Origin of the sequence: Phocaeicola sp. (assembly GCF_048170425.1) — a bacterium.
Classification (GTDB): domain Bacteria; phylum Bacteroidota; class Bacteroidia; order Bacteroidales; family Bacteroidaceae; genus Phocaeicola.
Genome location: NZ_DBEXBB010000168.1, coordinates 1 through 16,883, shown reverse-complemented (window position 1 = coordinate 16,883; position 16,883 = coordinate 1). Strand labels below are relative to the sequence as shown.

General features: G+C 42.8%; 7 protein-coding genes and 1 pseudogene. 3 read left to right on the top strand and 5 right to left on the bottom strand.

The features are described from left to right. Positions 1-27: 27 nt before the first annotated feature. From ACMJ0U_RS06505 to ACMJ0U_RS06495, 3 genes are read right to left on the bottom strand one after another with little or no spacing between them, the layout of a single operon-like run. Entirely contained in the window at positions 28-3,153 is a 3,126-nt protein-coding gene (locus ACMJ0U_RS06505; protein WP_417128996.1) for a SusC/RagA family TonB-linked outer membrane protein, read from the bottom strand. Positions 3,154-3,194: 41 nt separating this feature from the next. Further along, positions 3,195-4,343 carry an Ig-like domain-containing protein gene (locus ACMJ0U_RS06500; RefSeq protein ID WP_417128995.1) on the bottom strand — a complete coding sequence of 383 codons (1,149 nt, stop codon included), beginning with the start codon at positions 4,341-4,343 and terminating at the stop codon, positions 3,195-3,197. A gap of 26 nt (positions 4,344-4,369) precedes the next feature. Beyond that, complete coding sequence (locus ACMJ0U_RS06495; RefSeq protein WP_417128993.1) at positions 4,370-6,751, bottom strand: M60 family metallopeptidase; 2,382 nt, start codon at positions 6,749-6,751, stop codon at positions 4,370-4,372. 206 nt (positions 6,752-6,957) lie between these two features. On the opposite strand from ACMJ0U_RS06495, the gene ACMJ0U_RS06490 reads away from it, so the two are divergent. Then, positions 6,958-7,143 carry a hypothetical protein gene (locus ACMJ0U_RS06490; RefSeq protein ID WP_317346030.1) on the top strand — a complete coding sequence of 62 codons (186 nt, stop codon included), beginning with the start codon at positions 6,958-6,960 and terminating at the stop codon, positions 7,141-7,143. A gap of 108 nt (positions 7,144-7,251) precedes the next feature. Here the strand turns inward: ACMJ0U_RS06490 and ACMJ0U_RS06485 are convergent, their stop codons facing one another. After that, positions 7,252-11,283 carry a hybrid sensor histidine kinase/response regulator transcription factor gene (locus ACMJ0U_RS06485; protein ID WP_417128992.1) on the bottom strand — a complete coding sequence of 1,344 codons (4,032 nt, stop codon included), beginning with the start codon at positions 11,281-11,283 and terminating at the stop codon, positions 7,252-7,254. Positions 11,284-11,621: 338 nt separating this feature from the next. Here ACMJ0U_RS06485 and ACMJ0U_RS06480 point away from each other — a divergent pair, with 338 nt between their 5' ends. Both ACMJ0U_RS06480 and ACMJ0U_RS06475 read left to right on the top strand, forming a co-directional pair. Beyond that, complete coding sequence (locus tag ACMJ0U_RS06480) at positions 11,622-12,734, top strand: glycoside hydrolase family 88/105 protein (protein ID WP_182010902.1); 1,113 nt, start codon at positions 11,622-11,624, stop codon at positions 12,732-12,734. Next, positions 12,731-14,842 (top strand): annotated as a pseudogene (locus ACMJ0U_RS06475) (glycoside hydrolase family 2 protein). The gene ACMJ0U_RS06480 and the pseudogene ACMJ0U_RS06475 overlap by 4 nt, the downstream one beginning before the upstream one ends. Positions 14,843-14,881: 39 nt before the next feature. Here the strand turns inward: ACMJ0U_RS06475 and ACMJ0U_RS06470 are convergent. After that, the gene (locus ACMJ0U_RS06470; RefSeq protein ID WP_417128991.1) at positions 14,882-16,660 is read right to left on the bottom strand and encodes an alpha-1,3-galactosidase B; all 1,779 of its coding nucleotides are present in this window, start codon (positions 16,658-16,660) and stop codon (positions 14,882-14,884) included. Positions 16,661-16,883 lie beyond the last annotated feature (223 nt).

The window sequence follows — 16,883 nt, the reverse complement described above, 5'->3', positions numbered from 1 at the left end:
TTTGTTTTCATAACGGTTCAACTGTTTTTAAAGTGTCATGTTCAATCCAAATAATAAGGTTCTCGGAGTATTTGCATCGCTGTTTTCCGGGTCATAAGCCGGCCATCCGGAGATAACCCCTACATTCTTCAGCGTCAGATTCAGGCTTAAAGCTTGTATTTTTAATCTTTGAATCATGGCTTTCGGGAATGAATATCCTAATGATATGTTGTCGAATCGTAAGAATGAGGCATTCTTATAGATGCTGTATGAAACAGGGGCCTGAGCTTTCAAGCGAGGATATTCGTTGATGGGGTTTTCCGGAGTCCAGTATTCACGTACAATGGAGTTGGTTACATTCAGCAGTGCATTGCTGTTGGTGAAACGATCCATTGTTTTGATGTGTCCCAAATAAGAATACATACTGAAAGAGAAATTCCAGTTCTTGAATAAGGTAAACTCGTTGCGCATGTTCCAGCGTACTTTTGGAGTAGTATTACCCAAGAAGACCTTGTCATCATTATTGTATTTATAATTCTGGTCTACATCCAACAGTTTAGGGTCACCAGGTACCTGATTGTACTTGGCTGCTTCTTCGGCTTCACTTTCCTGCCATACTCCCAAAAACTTATATCCCCATTTTTTATCCAGTGCATGTCCGATGAAATATCCTTTGGAAATATCATCTGCTTCTTTCTGACCGATGATATTACCTTCTTCATCTAATACATTCTCCATAAGTCCGTATAAGTGTTTGATGGTATTTTTGTTGTAGGCCAGATTGAAGGTGGTAGACCATTCAAAGTTTTCTCGTTGAATGTTGGTAGAACGAAGAGAAATCTCTATACCTTTATTGTTTACCTCACCAATGTTGGAAGTCACTGAAGCGTAACCAATCAAGTCGGGAAGTTTACGGTCATTAAGCAAGTTGTTCGTTTTTTTAGTGTACACATCAATGCTTCCGCCCAAGCGCCCGTTCAGTAGCGTGAAATCGATACCGACGTTCCATGATTCTGTGTTTTCCCATTTCAAACTTGAGTTGGCCATGTTGTAACTATAGAATGAATTAGCCTGGATGATTTCACCTGTTAACGGGTCATAGTAGAAGTATTTTCTCGGCTCCAGTTTCATCAATGCGGCATATTCTCCGATAGAACGGTTACCGTTCTGTCCCCATGACAGACGGAGTTTACCGTATTCCAGCCAGCTGATATTTTTCATGAATTTTTCTTCACTGAACACCCATCCTAATGCTACAGAAGGGAACACTGCATAAGGATTTTCTTGTCCGAAAGCAGAATATCCATCCCGGCGTACTGTGGCGGTAATCATATAACGGTTATCGTATGCATAATGCAGACGTGCCATCAGGGCAGAACCTGTGCGGTAAGTGCCATTTGCACCTAGAACAGGTGAAGTACCGAAGCCCATACCATGGAATCCTAATAAGTCGCTTGGCTGGAAAGCTGAGTTTTCTCCAGTGCTCGACCAGTATTTACGCTGTTCCCAGTTCAACAGCCCTGTGAAGTCGAATGCATGTTTGCCGAATGTCTTGTTCCATTTCAGCATGTTATCCCATTGCCAATAGAAAAGGGTGGAATCTACGCGCTTAGCATATCCGCCTTCTGTCTTATAGGCTGGATGGTCTGCCGAACGCTGGCTGTAATCGTTGATCCATTCAAAGCGGGGAGAATAAGTGGTTTGTAAAGAAAATCCGAATGGCAATTCTGCTTTCAGGAAGATGGAAGCATTCATGTTATAGATTTTCTTCATCTTGTCCGTGTAAGTCTGAGAAATTAACGGGTTCGTAGCATTGTTGTTGTCATTCGGAAAATACTTAGGCGTGGTTCCGTCTTCCTCATATACGCTTCCAAATGGGGATAGGGTAGTATACGAGTTGTCGCGGCCAATGTAACCTTCGTCACGGGCTGTGAACTGTGTGTTGATACCGTAAGACAAGAAACCGGCCACTTTGTTTTCCAGGTTTACTCGGGCACGGATGGCGCTATATCCTCCTCCAATAATGTTGCTTTCATTCTTCAGGTAGTTTAGAGAAGAATAGTATGACATGTCGTCTTTTTTCCCGGAGATGCTAACAGTATAGTCTTGTCGTAAAGCGGCGTTTTGATAAATCCAGTCTCTCCAGTCTACTTCATTTCCTGCCAGGAAGTTATCAATTTCTATCTGGTTGTACTCCAGACGACGCATCCAGACAGCCATCGGATCTCCGGTATCCGTTCCCATCCACTGAGCCAGTTCGGTGTTGGTTAAATTTGACGGGTTATCGTATTTGTTGCTGGTATCATCGCGGTGGATACTTTTTTCCACATCTCTACGGAAATTAATGTAATCCATACCCTGGCATACTTCAGGTAACTGGTTTACAAAAGAAGCACCTACTGTTGCGTTGAAGTTAATGGTTGGTTTCCCGCTGCTGTTACCTTTCTTTGTTGTGACCAGAATGACGCCGTTGGCAGCTTGCGCACCATATACGGCAGCCGAGCTGGCATCTTTCAACACATCGATACGTTCTACGTCGTTAGGGTTGATGTCGGTCATTTCACCCGGATAGATTACTCCATCCAATACAATCAGAGGGTCAGTACTTGCAGCCATGGTACTTTTTCCACGAATCATCATGCTGGTATTTCCTTTGGCGTCTGTTTCCATTCCGATAGAAAGTCCGGCGGTCCCTGCACGAAGCATGTCCTGTAGCGTTTGGCGCTGTTCCTTTTCCATATCGGATGCTCTTAAAGAAGCCACAGCCCCAGTCAAGTCCGTTTTTTTCATGGTACCATATCCCACTACTACCACTTCATTGAGCAACTGTGTATCTTCTGTCAGTTTAATGGTGGCCGGTTGTGTAGTTGCCTTTACAGTTTTAGACGAGAATCCGATATAAGATATAACCAAGTTAGATCCTTTAGGAGCTTCCAGTTCATATTTTCCATCCATGTCGGTAATCACACCGGTGGTGGTACCTTCTACTACTACGTTTGCACCGATAATCGGTTCGCCGGCTGCATCCAGCACAGTACCGGTTACTTTAATAGGTTTACCTTTAACAGCAGTGGCTACACTGGATTGCGAGGTTTGTGAACTTTGTGCAACAACTGAATTACCACAGAGTGATAATAGCAATGTAGTTGCCAAAAATGCTTTATTTATATTCATAGGAAGATATTTAAATAAATTTTTGTTGATAGGTGTGTGGATTAATTCTCTGCAAACAGAAGTGTTCCGATATAGAATTCCGCAATTTGTATAGTATTTCCGTTACTTGTATTCCAACCATCACATGTCAGTTTAAAATATTGATAGTTTTGTTTCATGGGTAGCGGTATACTTACTTCTGCTATTTCTTTTTCTGTAGCGATATTTATGGCATTAGAAATCGGTGTAAAGTTTATTCCATCGTTACTTCCGTATACAGAGACTTTATTAACACGAATCCAGTCATAATTATTGTCGGTTCTATGGCGTAAACGGAAGAAGTCAAATTCTTTAGGCTCTTTCATGTCGATGATGAAATAAACTTCTTCGTCTTTTCCTACGGTAATTCCGCTCAATGATTTACCTGGTTTTACCAGTAAGAGGCAGGAGTTTTCATCACCGTCTATCAGTAAATCGGCACTTCCTCCTACGGTGCCATCTACAGGGGTTGGGTGAGAGGTACTGACTGTCCAGCCGTTGCGGTCTAAGTCGGTATAACCTGCAATGTCACGTACATGAATTTCTGCGGTAGTGGTTACGTTACTGCCATCAGTCGATGATACGGTAATGGTGGCATTTCCTTTTGCTTTTGTTGTGATTTTTCCGTAGTTGTCTACGTATACCACTTGTGGGTCAGAAGATGAAAAAGTGACATCAGTGTTCCATGCATTTTCCGGGAAGACAGTAACTTCTTTTCCTAAATCGATTTCTACCCCCGAAGCAAGTGTTAATGCTCGGTAGGCTTCTGACAGCTTAATTGAACTGACAGAATAGATTTGTTTGTTTACTTCGATGATGCAAGATGCCCACATATCAGTGTTGTTGGTAGACCATGCGGTGAGGGTTGCTTCTCCTTCACCTACAGCTGTCACTTCGCCTGCCTCATTTACGGTAAACACTGATTCATTACTGCTGGTATATCGGTACGCATATTCATCTTTATCGGTAGCGTCTTCTGGAAACAGAGTGATTTTAGCGGTCCACGTATCCCCCGGGTAAAGGGATACATGGCTGGTTTCTCCTGTCTCAGTGAAAGACATGGAAGTCACTTTTATGCTGTTGTCTACATTTTCTTCACTGCAACTTGTGGCAGCCAAAGCAGCACAGATAAATATACTGCTATATAGTATGATAGGTTTTAATAGTTTCATGGTTTACTGTTTTTAGGTTGGTTAGACTATCGATTCATTTTCCATTTTGCATCTTCCCAGTTGCTGTCAGTAATGTTGTATAACTCAGCGGGGGCTGCCGGATAACCTAAAGCGTTGATTTCTGCCTTCAATGCATCAATATCTTCCTGATATACGATGAAGGGTTTGGTTCCGTAATCGTTGATTTCTGTGTCGACCGGAGTCAGGAAGCCCCAGTCTTCAAAGAATTGAAGGAGATTTATCTTAGAATATTTGCATGCCTGACGTACAAAATCCAGTTGTAAAATACCTTGCGTTTTGGCAGTAGTATCCAAGTCTGGAGTTATGCGGAAGTGTTCATATAAATCAGGGTAGAAATCTGTATAGCCGTTAGCATCCATAAACAACTTCAATTGCCAGAAAGGAACCAGTTTGCAAGTGTACATGTGCTCTTCGGTAATGCCGTCGGCTTTCCAGTTCCACATGCAGTGCGGGTTGTTTCCTGTAACGATGTAGTCAATCGCTTCCTGGTAGTAAGTTTTTCCTGTAGAAGTCTGTACGCTGTTTAACTTAGATTCTCCACTCAGGTATACAGATACATCCATTGACATAATGTTGTTGGTAACTTCTGTCGTACCAGTCCATTTGAGTCCCGGACGAGTCTGGTTGCTATGACCGATTTCATGTCCGAGTACCCATGAGCGTGCTTTCATTCTTTCAGGGCTGCAGAACACTTCAGCATAGCTGGGCACATATGCTGTATGGTTGGCAGAAGAGTAAGGATTCTTGCTTTGGTGTTCGATATGGAGATACATCCGGTTGGCAAACAGGCGTTTGTCAGGATTGTTGTGATATTTAAACAGCCCCATCAATGCCCATTCTCTTTCTACTACCGTGTCGAAAAGGTCTACCATTTCTTTGATAGGAGTCTGGTAACTCATATAGTCTTGTACGGCCCATGTGATGACGACGTATTTTCCAACCACATCGATATCTTGCCAGCGGGTGTTGCGAAGCATCTCTTCCCATTCCTCCTGGGTTGTGTGATTACGTACATCATAGTATCCATTTACTTTTCCAAACAGGAAGTGGGCAGTTACGGTTTTTGCTTCAGCAGCTTCTTTGTCTGCTTCGCTTAGTTCCAGAGGAATGTAGTCTTGTGTGAGGTTTTGAATGTACACCAATCCTCCCGTTTCTACTTTGACTTTGTTTTCGCCTTCTTTCAAAGCGTATGTTCTAGCGCCGTTGTAGCCGCCATTTACCAAATCTTGTACAATCATTGACACATTCTGTCCATGAGTATCTCCTACAAGAACCAGGACTTCTTCTCCTTGTTCTACATAGATGCCGGTAGGATTGTCTCTTAATCCATATTCGGAAGTCTTCAATGTAGAAGCCATGATGGATGGAGTCTGATAAGGTCTGTAATCGGCAATGCGGTAAGCCTTGTCGTAAGTTCCTTTTAACAGCGCCAAAGCCAGCTTCTGATAAGTTTCTCCCGGCATTTTGGTAATTTCTTTTTCTGTGATTCCCTCCCGTAGGGCAGAGCAAGTTTCGTCAGTAAATATGGTCGTATAATCAAATTTGTTTTGATTTGTCTGGTAGAAATCCATTTCAGCACAGCTGATTCGGTTGTTGTGGGCAGACTGGATTTCAAAACGTACCTGCTTGACGTCTGTATAACTTTGCTCAAGCTGGATGGTGGTTGGAGTATAGTTCTTGTCCCCACGGGCACATTCTGCCACTTTTGTCCATTCAGAGCTTCCATTGGTCATAACATAGACATTGAACTCGTTGAAAGCTCCATAGCGTGTACCGTTGTCTGTTCTAGGGGTGTAGACAATATAATCCAGTTGTGCCGGAGATTTGAATGTATAATCAATGATAAATGGCCAATCAGAGAAAGCACCGAATTTAGAGTTGAAATAGCTTAAATAATCGCCATCGAAAGATTTTTCAATGCCACGGTCCTCTTGTTCTGTTTCTTCTGTAGTGGCAGTGGCACTGGCTACTTCAATCTTGATGTCGTCTGAACCGGTAGATGCTGCCTGGCTTACCGTAATATCACGACGCAAGGTTTTGTAAGTGAGTGACAGTACAGTGCTTCTAGGGGTCAGATAGGCTGTAGGTGTGGCAGTTACTTTTAATACTTTATCTTTTAGTTCGAATGAACACCATTTCCCACTTTCGGGTACGGCACATTGCAATAGACTTGGATCAATGTCTTCTGAAAAAATAAGCGTGACTTCCTGCTCTCCTCCGCTGGAAGGGAATTCAATTTGCAGGGGTAATACACGTACCCAGTCTGTTCTCTGTAATTCTTCGGAATCATCTGTACATCCGAAAAGAGAAAGGAGCATTGCAGTTAATAAAAAGAAAACTGGTTGTATCAGTCTCCTTTTCTGCGTGTGAAGGTTTTCGTTTTTCATAACAGAAATTTTAGTATTAACAAAAAGTAAACAAATCTCTAGGTATGGCAGACCTTGTTAGGGCCTTGACCATTAGGATGTCGCAAATGTAGAATCTTTGGTTTTGTTTACTTTCTTTAAATTTCTGAGATGATTCTGTTTTAATATCCGCGGACGATATTATACCTTAATTTGGACGTTTAGTGTATAATAAAAGGGTGAATTGAATGATTTTAGAAGTAAAAATCGATCTGTTTTGTGTAGAAAAAGGAGTGAATCGGATGGATAGGGATGAAAGATGGAGAGCTATTCCAGATAAAAATTCCAAATATATCTCCTTTATTGAGAAAACTACGTTTCATGTATTATGTTCTTGTGGTTGGAAACAAATGTTTCGCTTTGCTGAGCCGTAGGTTTCTCTGTGTGAAACCGTATGTTTCCGGTAAAGAAAACATAGAAAAGTCCTTGGAGAAGTATATTCTTTTCCAAGGACTTTTACGAACTATGTGATGAAAGATGATTTAAATGGAGTTTGTTTTTTCTCCTTTTCCTCGCACGCTTTGCGGAGTAATTCCGAAGAAGTTTTTGAATAATTTGCTGAAGTAGCGTGGAGAGGAGAACCCTACCTGTATGGAAATCTCCGAAATGTTTAATTCCGGATGCTCTTTTAGAAGGGACATGGCTTCTTCCAGTTTGATTTTCAGGATAAACTCGTTGGGCGGAAGGCCGACTAGCTGCTTGAATTTAGTATATAGTTTGCTACGGCCCATACAAAGTGCATTGGCCAGACTGGCTACATCAAAATCAGGATTCGTAAAGTTCTCGCGTATAATGTCAATGCATTTTTGCAATAACTTTCTGTCACTTTCACTGATGGCATCTTCGGCACTTGTTTCGGGGATTGCTTTATTGGTGTAGTAAGCCTTCAAACGACTTTTGTTTTTCAATAAATTGCGGCAACGTGCCAGTAGCATCCGGATGTCGAACGGCTTGATGATGTAGTCATCAGCTCCGAAACGGAACGCTTCTATCATCTGTTCGGTAGACATCTGAGCTGTGATGAGAATGACGGATACCTGGGCCAGTTCAATGTTATTGTTTATTGTATAGCACAATTCTTTTCCAGACCTTTCTGGAATAATCAGGTCTGTAATGACCAGTTCGGGCTGAATTTCCTGAGCTTTCTCCCAACCATCCTTCCCGTTATGGGTTACATGTACCTCATAGGTCGCTTCCAAAGTTTCTTTTAAGATGGCGCATAATTCTTCATTGTCTTCGACTAGTAGCAGCACGGGTTTCTCTTTTTCGCTATGTTCTTCTGAAGGTTCCGTTTCTTTTTCATCGGCTTCTTCTGCAAAGGCCGGGACTGGAGACTGTTCGGCTTCCTGTGGAAGAATGACGGATTCTTCTGTAGCTTGAACCAGTTCGTCAGAAGTGAAATGCGATTGACCAAGTGGCAGACTGATGGTAAACTGGCTTCCTTCTCCGAGTTTGCTGGCTACCTGAATAGTTCCGTGGTGTAGTTCTATGATATTTTTGGCGATAGACAATCCGAGCCCCGTACCTGTAGGTACGTTTCCTGAATTATTTTTAGCCTGATAGAACAGCTCAAATATTTGTGTAAGGTCTTTTTCTGCCATTCCACACCCTGTGTCGGCCACGGTAATGACAGCCTGGTTCTTGATTTTCCGGATGTTTACGGTGACGTTTCCTTTAGATGGAGTATATTTTAAGGCATTTAATAGAAGATTAGAGATTACCTTCTGCATTTGTAACGGATCAATCCATATCGGTACATGCTCTGTCAGTGCATCTATCTTGAAGTTTATCTCTTTTTGGTGTGCATATTCTATAAATGGCAGACAAGTCTGCTTGATAAATTCCACCAGTTCCTGTTCTTCCACTCGTAGTGTAACGCATCCTTGTTCCTGTTTGCGGAAGTCTAAGAGTTCGGATATCAGTCTTCGCATATCCCACGCATTCTTATAGATGCGCACCAGCCGGTTATGGATGGCATTCTGTAAGTTGTCCGTTTGTATCAAGGTTTCCAGTTGCCCTAAGATTAAAGTCAGCGGAGTTCTGAACTCATGAGACACATTGGTGAAAAAGTCGATTTTCATTTGATTGATGGCCTCAATATGTTCTTTCTCCTTTTGTGCTGAGGCTAGCGAAGCACGTAGTCTGGTTTGCCGGATGACAAAGGAGAGGATGATAAATATTATACCTCCTGTAATACATGTATATAATAGATAAGCCCAGACGCTGGCATAGAATGGAGGTGCTACATGAATACTCAGACAGGTCTCTTCTACTTTGCCTTTTCCGGAAATAATCGGACGAACCTTTAAGGTATAGTTGCCCGGTGAAAGGTTGGTGTAGGTGATATGTTTGCCTTGCATGCGGTTCCAGCTTTGGTCGAATCCTTCCAAGGTGTATTCAAAACTGGAATGCACATCGTCTATGTAGCTGAATGTGGCTATTTCAATTGTAAGATTATTTTGATTGTGCTTTAAATGAATCTCTTGAGTCTTGTCAAGTATAGAAGATAGTATGCCGGTTTCATCTCCAGGCTGTATGGTCTTATTAAAGATAGAAAGCTGGTCAAAATGTGGATGCGGAGGCAGGGTTTCGGTAGTTTCTTTTTCAAGAACGGCCATACCGTTGGTTCCTCCTATATATAAATAGCCTTTTTTGTCTCTAAACAGGCAAGATCCCAGACTATAGCTTTGATTGAAAAGCCTGTAGGTATTTTCTATAGTTTCAGTTTGCGTGTTAAATAAGGAAATGCCATTTCCATGAATCAGATATAGACAGTTCTTTTCTTTAGAATCTCCTATATAATAACAGAAATTGCTTGGAAGTGACAGATTCTGTGTACTATATTGTTTGAATGAATCTTCTTTTCTCTGATAATGGAACATACCTGCTCCAGTAGTACCTACATAAATTTCTCCATATCTGTCTTCAAAAATGTGCGATACTCCTCCCAAAGACAAGGGGGCTGACAGGTATTTTGTAATATGTGAGGTCGTGAGGTCTATGCAAATGACTCCTCCCCGCGATAATCCCAGCCATAAGCGGTTGTGACTGTCGAGTAAAATGGTTTCGTAGGTAAAATATTTTTTTACCAACTGATTTACCTCCGGATTTTGACTGATTTCGGAAAACGTTTCTGTTTTTTTATCCATGTATACCACTCCTCCTTGTGTGAGCAGCAATAACCCTTCCCGATAAGGTTGGATACTGTTTACAATGTCATGGGGAAGAGAAGACGGATTGCCTTTTTGGTGGCGTAAACTATGTCCTTTTTTAGTTCGGGTATCAAGAATATAAAGTCCGCCAAAATGAGTTCCTACATACAGAATCTCTGTTTCAGGGTCAAAATAAATAGATTTCAGGTTGTTGCTTCCTATGCTTTGGGGGTTCCCGGGCTGGTGTGTGTAATGAGTAAACTTGCCAGTCTGTAGGTTTAGTTGATTAAGTCCACCTCCTTCGGTACAGATCCATAGATTGCCAGACAGATCTTCAGTCATTTTACTGACAACGGGGAAGTTAAGCCAGTCTGTTCGAAGCGGGTTGGCATGATAGAAATAGTTTCTTTCGGCATCAGGATTAAAAATATTGACTCCTCCGAAATACGTACCAGCCCAGATATTGCCTTGTATATCTTTATGAAGGGCAAGAATAGAATTATGGCTTAGTGTATTAGGAGAATCTCCATATTCAGTGTAATGACTCCACGAATTGGTTTGGGGATGGTAGCAGTCAATCCCTCTGAACGTTCCAATCCATATATTCCCGGAATTGTCTTCGTTGATACAGCGTATCTGGTTATGTGACACTTCACCCCGGGCATTGGTATAGTGGGTGATGATATTCTGTGAAGGAGAGAAGCGGTATACTCCACTCCAGCTTCCTATCCAGACATTATTAGAATGGTCTACAAATAAGCATTTGGCATCGTTATTGAAACTTGCCAACTTCGTTTGCCTGGATGGCTCTTTCCGGGGAATAGCGGAAAGACGTGCTGGACTGATGGCCCAGATTGTATCATTTTTTACATAGAGATGAGTGGCCTGATAGAGGTGGGGTGGAAATTGAGTGAATCGTACCAGCTTTTTTTCTTGTTCGGTGTAATAATAGATGCCGTCTTTGCAAGCGGCCCATAAAGTGTCTTGTTCACAAAAAAGACTTCTGACATCTTTCTCTATCAGGATGGTGAATTTCTCTTGATACAGGTCGAAGCTGCACACTTTTCCTTGTGCCAGCAAATAGAGCTTTCCTTTTTTATTACCGCATATTTGATCGATTCCATCTGTGGAAAAAGTTTGGAAATCTTCAGGGATGGCATAGGTGCTGACGCTGGTACCGTTGTAACGATTTAATCCCTCACTGGTTCCCAGCCATACAGCTCCAATTTCGTCTTGATAAATGGTTTGTATGCGAACTTGTGAAAGTCCGTCTGCAATACCTAAATGTTTGAAGTAAAGATTTTGAGCTTGACATGTGAAAATGAATAGCAATCCGATAATTCCTGATACGATGTTCTTCATAATCTTGTGAATGACTTTTACATAAATGCAAAAGTAAGAAAAAAGTAGTTGAAAAAGGACTTTCAATGAAAAAAGAGACAAGCTTTTGATGGGATGAAAAAAATGAAGGTTAGATTCGTCCGAAGAATGTGCACTATTCGTCCAAACGGAGAAAATGTTAGCAGATTCTATACGGAGAGTAAGGGATGGAGAGACTTTTCCTTGCTATTTTTGTGGTGAGCAGAATGGGATGGAATTTACTCATTGATCAAAAAATACGAGAGACTAAAAACCGAATTAAAAACCCTAAAAAAAGGAGCCGGCGGTAAGTAAAGGCTGCTTTGACTTAAAGAAAAACTATGAAACATTTTTGGATGTGTGCCTGTCTGTTGTTTTCAACCCTCACAGTCTGGGGACAGACGAATTTCAGGAAATCGGAAATAAAGGAAGTTATGAAGCGTGTGGCCGATTGGCAAATTGCCAATCCGGACAAACGCCATGAGCATGGTGACTTGGACTGGACCAATGCGGCGTTGTACATGGGTATGATAGACTGGGCAGAACTGGCAGAAAAGGAGGATGGTAACCGGGCATATTATGACTGGCTTCTGAAGATAGGAAGACGCAATCATTTTCAGATGGGGAAATGGATGTACCATGCCGATTTTATAGCCGTGGGGCAGCCTTTTATTGATTTGTATCAGAAATATAAGGAACAGAAGATGATTACACCTGTAATGGCACGAGCCAACTGGGTGGTAGAGAATATGCCAATGGCTTCCATGCAGTTGGATTATGGCAAGATGGAAACCTTGACACGCTGGTCATGGTGTGATGCGCTGTTTATGGCGCCTCCTGTGTATGCCAAGCTTTACGGACAGACTTTAGACAGAAAGTACCTTGATTTTATGAACCGGGAATATAAGGCTACCTACGATTTGCTTTTTGACAAAGAAGAAAATCTCTTTTATCGTGACACTCGCTATATAGGTAAACAGGAAGCAAACGGGAAGAAGGTATTCTGGGGCCGTGGAAATGGATGGGTACTTGGCGGACTGGCTGAAATTCTGAAAGCATTGCCTGCAGATGAGCCTTCCCGGAAATTTTATCAGGAATTATTTGTGACACTGGCTACGAGAGTAGCCGAATTGCAGAGTGCTGACGGTTACTGGCATGCCAGTCTGTTGGATCCGGCATCTTATCCTTCACCGGAAACCAGTGCGACAGGATTCATCGTATATGCACTTGCTTATGGGGTAAACCAGCATTTGCTGGACAGAGATGCTTTTTTGCCGGTTTTGGAAAGGGGCTGGAAAGCTTTGACTGATGCGGTAGAAAAGAATGGGAAGTTGGGATATGTACAGCCTATTGGCGCCGACCCCAGGAAAGTGACTCGCGACATGACGGAAGTGTATGGCGTGGGAGCTTTCCTGATGGCCGGATGTGAATTGTATAAAATGTCAGAAAAATGAAACTACATAAGATTATAGGAGCGTGCCTGTTGTCTGGTCTGTGTGCGACAGGCGCTTTTTCAAGAGAGGTAATCAGCTTTAATGATGGCTGGTTGTTTAAAAAAGGGCCGTTTGCAACAGACGTGATGAAGGCAGCTGCCCAGTGGGAGAGTAAATGGAAAGAGGTGACCATCCCTCATACCTGGAATGCGCAGGATATGCAGGTGAAGACAAACTCTTTTTATGAGGGAGCGGCTTATTATCGTAAGACTTATGTGATTCCCGAGACCATGAAGGGGAAGCGTTTGTTCTTGCGCTTTGAAGGTGTGGGTACTTGTACGGAAGTGTATGTCAACGGTTATCTGGTGGGTACACACAAGGGAGGATATTCCGCCTTTGTCTGTGAGATTGGTGAACAGGTAAAATATGGGGAGAGCAATGAGATTGTAGTGAAGGCTGACAATACAGCTCGTCCGGATGTCATTCCGGTGAACCACAGCCTTTTTGGAGTATACGGAGGTATCTATCGCCCGGTGTCGTTGGTAGTGACAGAGCCTTGCCATATTGCGGTGGAAGATTATGCTTCTCCAGGGGTCTATATTACCCAGAAAAATGTGTCGAAAAGTGCAGCGGAAGTACATGTAAAGGTGAAGCTGGACAATGCTTCCTTGCAGCCGGAAACACTGGAACTGGAGAATGCAATCTATGATGCGGAAGGCAAGCTGGTGAAGAAGCATGTACGTAGTCTGGAACTGACCCCGCAAGGAATGCAATCGTATACGGCTTCGTTCCAATTAAAACGTCCGCATTTGTGGCAGGGACGGAAAGACCCTTACTTATATAAAGTGGTATCTCGTCTGAAGCAGGAAGGACGGGTGATTGATGAAGTGGTACAGCCGCTGGGTATCCGTAAATATGAGATTGTGGCCGGGAAAGGCTTCTTCCTGAATGGAGAGAAATATCCCATGTATGGAGTAACCCGCCATCAGGACTGGTGGGGAAAAGGTAGTGCGTTGACAAATCAGGAACATGACGCGGATTTAGCCATGATTATGGATATTGGAGCTACTACCATTCGCTTGGCACATTATCAGCAGGCAGAGTATATGTATGCCAAATGCGATAGTCTGGGACTGATAGTCTGGGCTGAGATTCCTTTTGTAAATCGGGTGACAGGGCAGGAATGGGATAATGCCCATCAGCAGATGCGAGAATTGGTTCGACAGAATTTTAATCACCCTTCCATTTATATTTGGGGAATTCATAATGAGGTGTATCATCCGCATGGTTACACAGCTGCATTGACCCGTTCGTTGCATGATGTATGTAAGACGGATGACCCGGACCGTTATACGGCTGCTGTAAACGGGTATGGACATGCTGAACATCCGGTGAACCAGAATGCAGACGTTCAAGGGATGAACCGCTACTTTGGCTGGTATGAAAGGAAGATACAGGATATCAAACCTTGGGTGGAAGGTTTGGAAAAAAATTACCCCTGGCAGAAACTGATGTTGACAGAGTATGGGGCGGATGCGAATTTGGAGCATCAGACTGAATACCTGGGAGATGCCTTGAATTGGGGAAAACCTTTTTATCCTGAAACTTTCCAGACAAAAGTACATGAGTATCAGTGGAGCGTGATTGCTGAACACCCTTACATTATTGCTTCTTACTTGTGGAATATGTTTGATTTTGCTGTGCCTATGTGGGAACGTGGAGGAGTTCCTGCACGTAACTTGAAGGGAATGGTAACTTTCGATCGTAAGATTAAGAAGGATTCCTATTATTGGTATAAAGCTAACTGGAGTAAGGAACCTGTACTTTATCTGACACAGCGGCGTAATGTGGACAGAGAAAGGAAAGAACCTTCTGTAACCGTGTAGTCTAAGATCGGAACTCCGGTGGTATACCTGAACGGGAAACCCTTGGAAGGCGTTCGTAAAGGATATACAGAGGTACATTATGTGTTTGATAAAGTGACGCTGGATCAGGGCAAAAATGTTCTGAAGGCTGTAGTCAGCTATCAGGGGAAAGAATATGTGGATGAGATAGAATGGAATTATACAGGTGAAAAGAATAGAGGGACTGTCGTGCATGAGAATAAGAAGGAGCATGCAGGATGGTAATAAAAACGGGGCCTTGAAGGTCCCGTTTTTTTGTGAGTGTTATTCGGCAATTTCTACCCGGTTTACTTTTTCCAGCAGGAATCGGTTCTGATTCCAGTGGAAAGGTCGGTAGGCATTATTCGTTTTAATTTTGTTTTGTTTGAAGATTAGTCCGTCTACCGACTTGGCATAGAGGATAGGTGCATCGAATGTGTCAAATTCATTGTCTGTAATCTGGATGGCACCGGGTTTTCCTCCGTGGAAATATTTTACCTGGTGTTCCAGGTCAGGTATTTCCGGGTAGATGGAAATCACGGCATTGGTAAACTGGAACATGTTGGTCAGGGCATTGATGAACCGGTTGTGACGGATGATTACTTCCCGGCAGGCACCGGTTTCATACCAGCCGTTGCAGTCACCACATAACAAAATAGCTGTTCCTGATGTATGGTCAAACAGGTTGTTTTCTACGATTGTTTTTTTAGGTGTGCTGAACAGAGAGCCTCTGGCGCGGTTGTTGCGGATGGTATTACCGGCAAAATAAACCTCAGGTGTCCATGTCAGATTTTCAATCCCGAAGTCAGTCTGTTCGGCTAAAGCCTCAGGAAGTGGCTGAGTGAAACGGATGATAAACTCACGAGCGCCGTCTGCTGTCGGTTTATCTGAGGCTGTAATGCGTTCAATACAATTCTTTCCATCCAGCAGTTCCATGGTTTTTGAACGGATGAATTGTACGCTGTCGCCCGGGAATCCCCAGTCAAAACCCCAAGCCTGGTCGTGCATATAGCGGGCTTTGAGAGTTTGGTTGTCAATTTGTTGGAGCACCTTTAAGTAGGTACCGTGTACATTGATGGCATCGTCCATCATCCCTTCATATAATCCGTTGACAGAGGTAATCTTCCCTTTACATTGAGAAAAATGGGTTGCGTCGGCCTGGGTAGTGAAATAGCGGGAGTCGTTTTCTCCTTTTAAGCATACACTAAAACCATCCATCGTAATGTCATCACATAGTTGGGCCAGCAGTCCCATGCCTTGTGCATAATGTACCTTGACATTCTTTATTGTGGTTCGGGTGTTATGCGACAAGAAAATGCCGGGAGTAGGACGGTCCCATGAACGCATGGCGACAATAGTACCTGCAGGTAGTCGTTTATCTTTCCATTTAGGGGCATGAATCAAATTCTTTCCTGCCAGGAAGCAACCTTTGGTCGGGCAACTGATGTCGCTTGTATTGTATACGATGTGTCGGCTGCCCCCTTCAAAGGCGATACCTGACATCGGACGAAGTGTCCAGCCTTCTCCCTTAGTCTCAAATATGGAATCTTTGGTCAGATGGTAGTCAACCCAGGGTGCAGGTTGAAAGGTGATTCCATTTTCTCCTTCATTTTTTATAATCTCTACTTGAGCGATGTGTGGATTGGTAAAATCGAGGCTGAAATTTTGTAGGGTACAGTCTGTACTTCTGAGCAAGGATAGTGGAATCATTTGTCCGTGAAAGATGAATTCGGCTCCGTTACCTTCTATTGTGAGCGATTTCATGTCTTCCAGTGCCAGTCCTACTTTTTTAGGATTGGCTTGGTCGTGGTTGGAAATGTAGTAAGTGCGTTCTGTAGCTCCTTCAGGGTAAAAATGATAAGTCCCGTTTTGAAAGCGTAAGGTTACTGCTTCGCCTTCTTTTACTTCGTTTTTAATTTTTGCAAGTGCCTTTTCCATCCGGGCAGACATGTTGCTCTTCTTTCCAGGCTGGATTCCGAAACGGGTCATGTCGTACACACGTTGTGCACATAGTGGTACACATAATACGGTGAGCAATGCCAGGCATTCTAGTTTCATTTTCATAGTTTGTGAATTAAGTGTTTAGAACTAATGATTGATGACAAAGGTAAAGGTTTTCTTCTTTTATTGTGAATTTTTGTGGGATAGTTTATTGGCATAGTGGAAAGGATTTGAGTGATTTCTGTTATAGTTGAGTGACTTTTAGGCTTGCTGGAAGAATGCATAAATAGTGATAGATAATAAATTATTTCACTAATTCCATTCGTAATACATGCTTGAAACGAAA

Excerpts from the sequence above, each read along its gene's own strand:
- ACMJ0U_RS06505 (WP_417128996.1), bottom strand. The coding sequence starts at position 3,153 with ATGAATATAAATAAAGCATTTTTGGCAACTACATTGCTATTATCACTC.
- ACMJ0U_RS06500 (WP_417128995.1), bottom strand. The coding sequence starts at position 4,343 with ATGAAACTATTAAAACCTATCATACTATATAGCAGTATATTTATCTGT.
- ACMJ0U_RS06495 (WP_417128993.1), bottom strand. The coding sequence starts at position 6,751 with ATGAAAAACGAAAACCTTCACACGCAGAAAAGGAGACTGATACAACCA.
- ACMJ0U_RS06490 (WP_317346030.1), top strand. The coding sequence starts at position 6,958 with ATGATTTTAGAAGTAAAAATCGATCTGTTTTGTGTAGAAAAAGGAGTG.
- ACMJ0U_RS06485 (WP_417128992.1), bottom strand. The coding sequence starts at position 11,283 with ATGAAGAACATCGTATCAGGAATTATCGGATTGCTATTCATTTTCACA.
- ACMJ0U_RS06480 (WP_182010902.1), top strand. The coding sequence starts at position 11,622 with ATGAAACATTTTTGGATGTGTGCCTGTCTGTTGTTTTCAACCCTCACA.
- ACMJ0U_RS06470 (WP_417128991.1), bottom strand. The coding sequence starts at position 16,660 with ATGAAAATGAAACTAGAATGCCTGGCATTGCTCACCGTATTATGTGTA.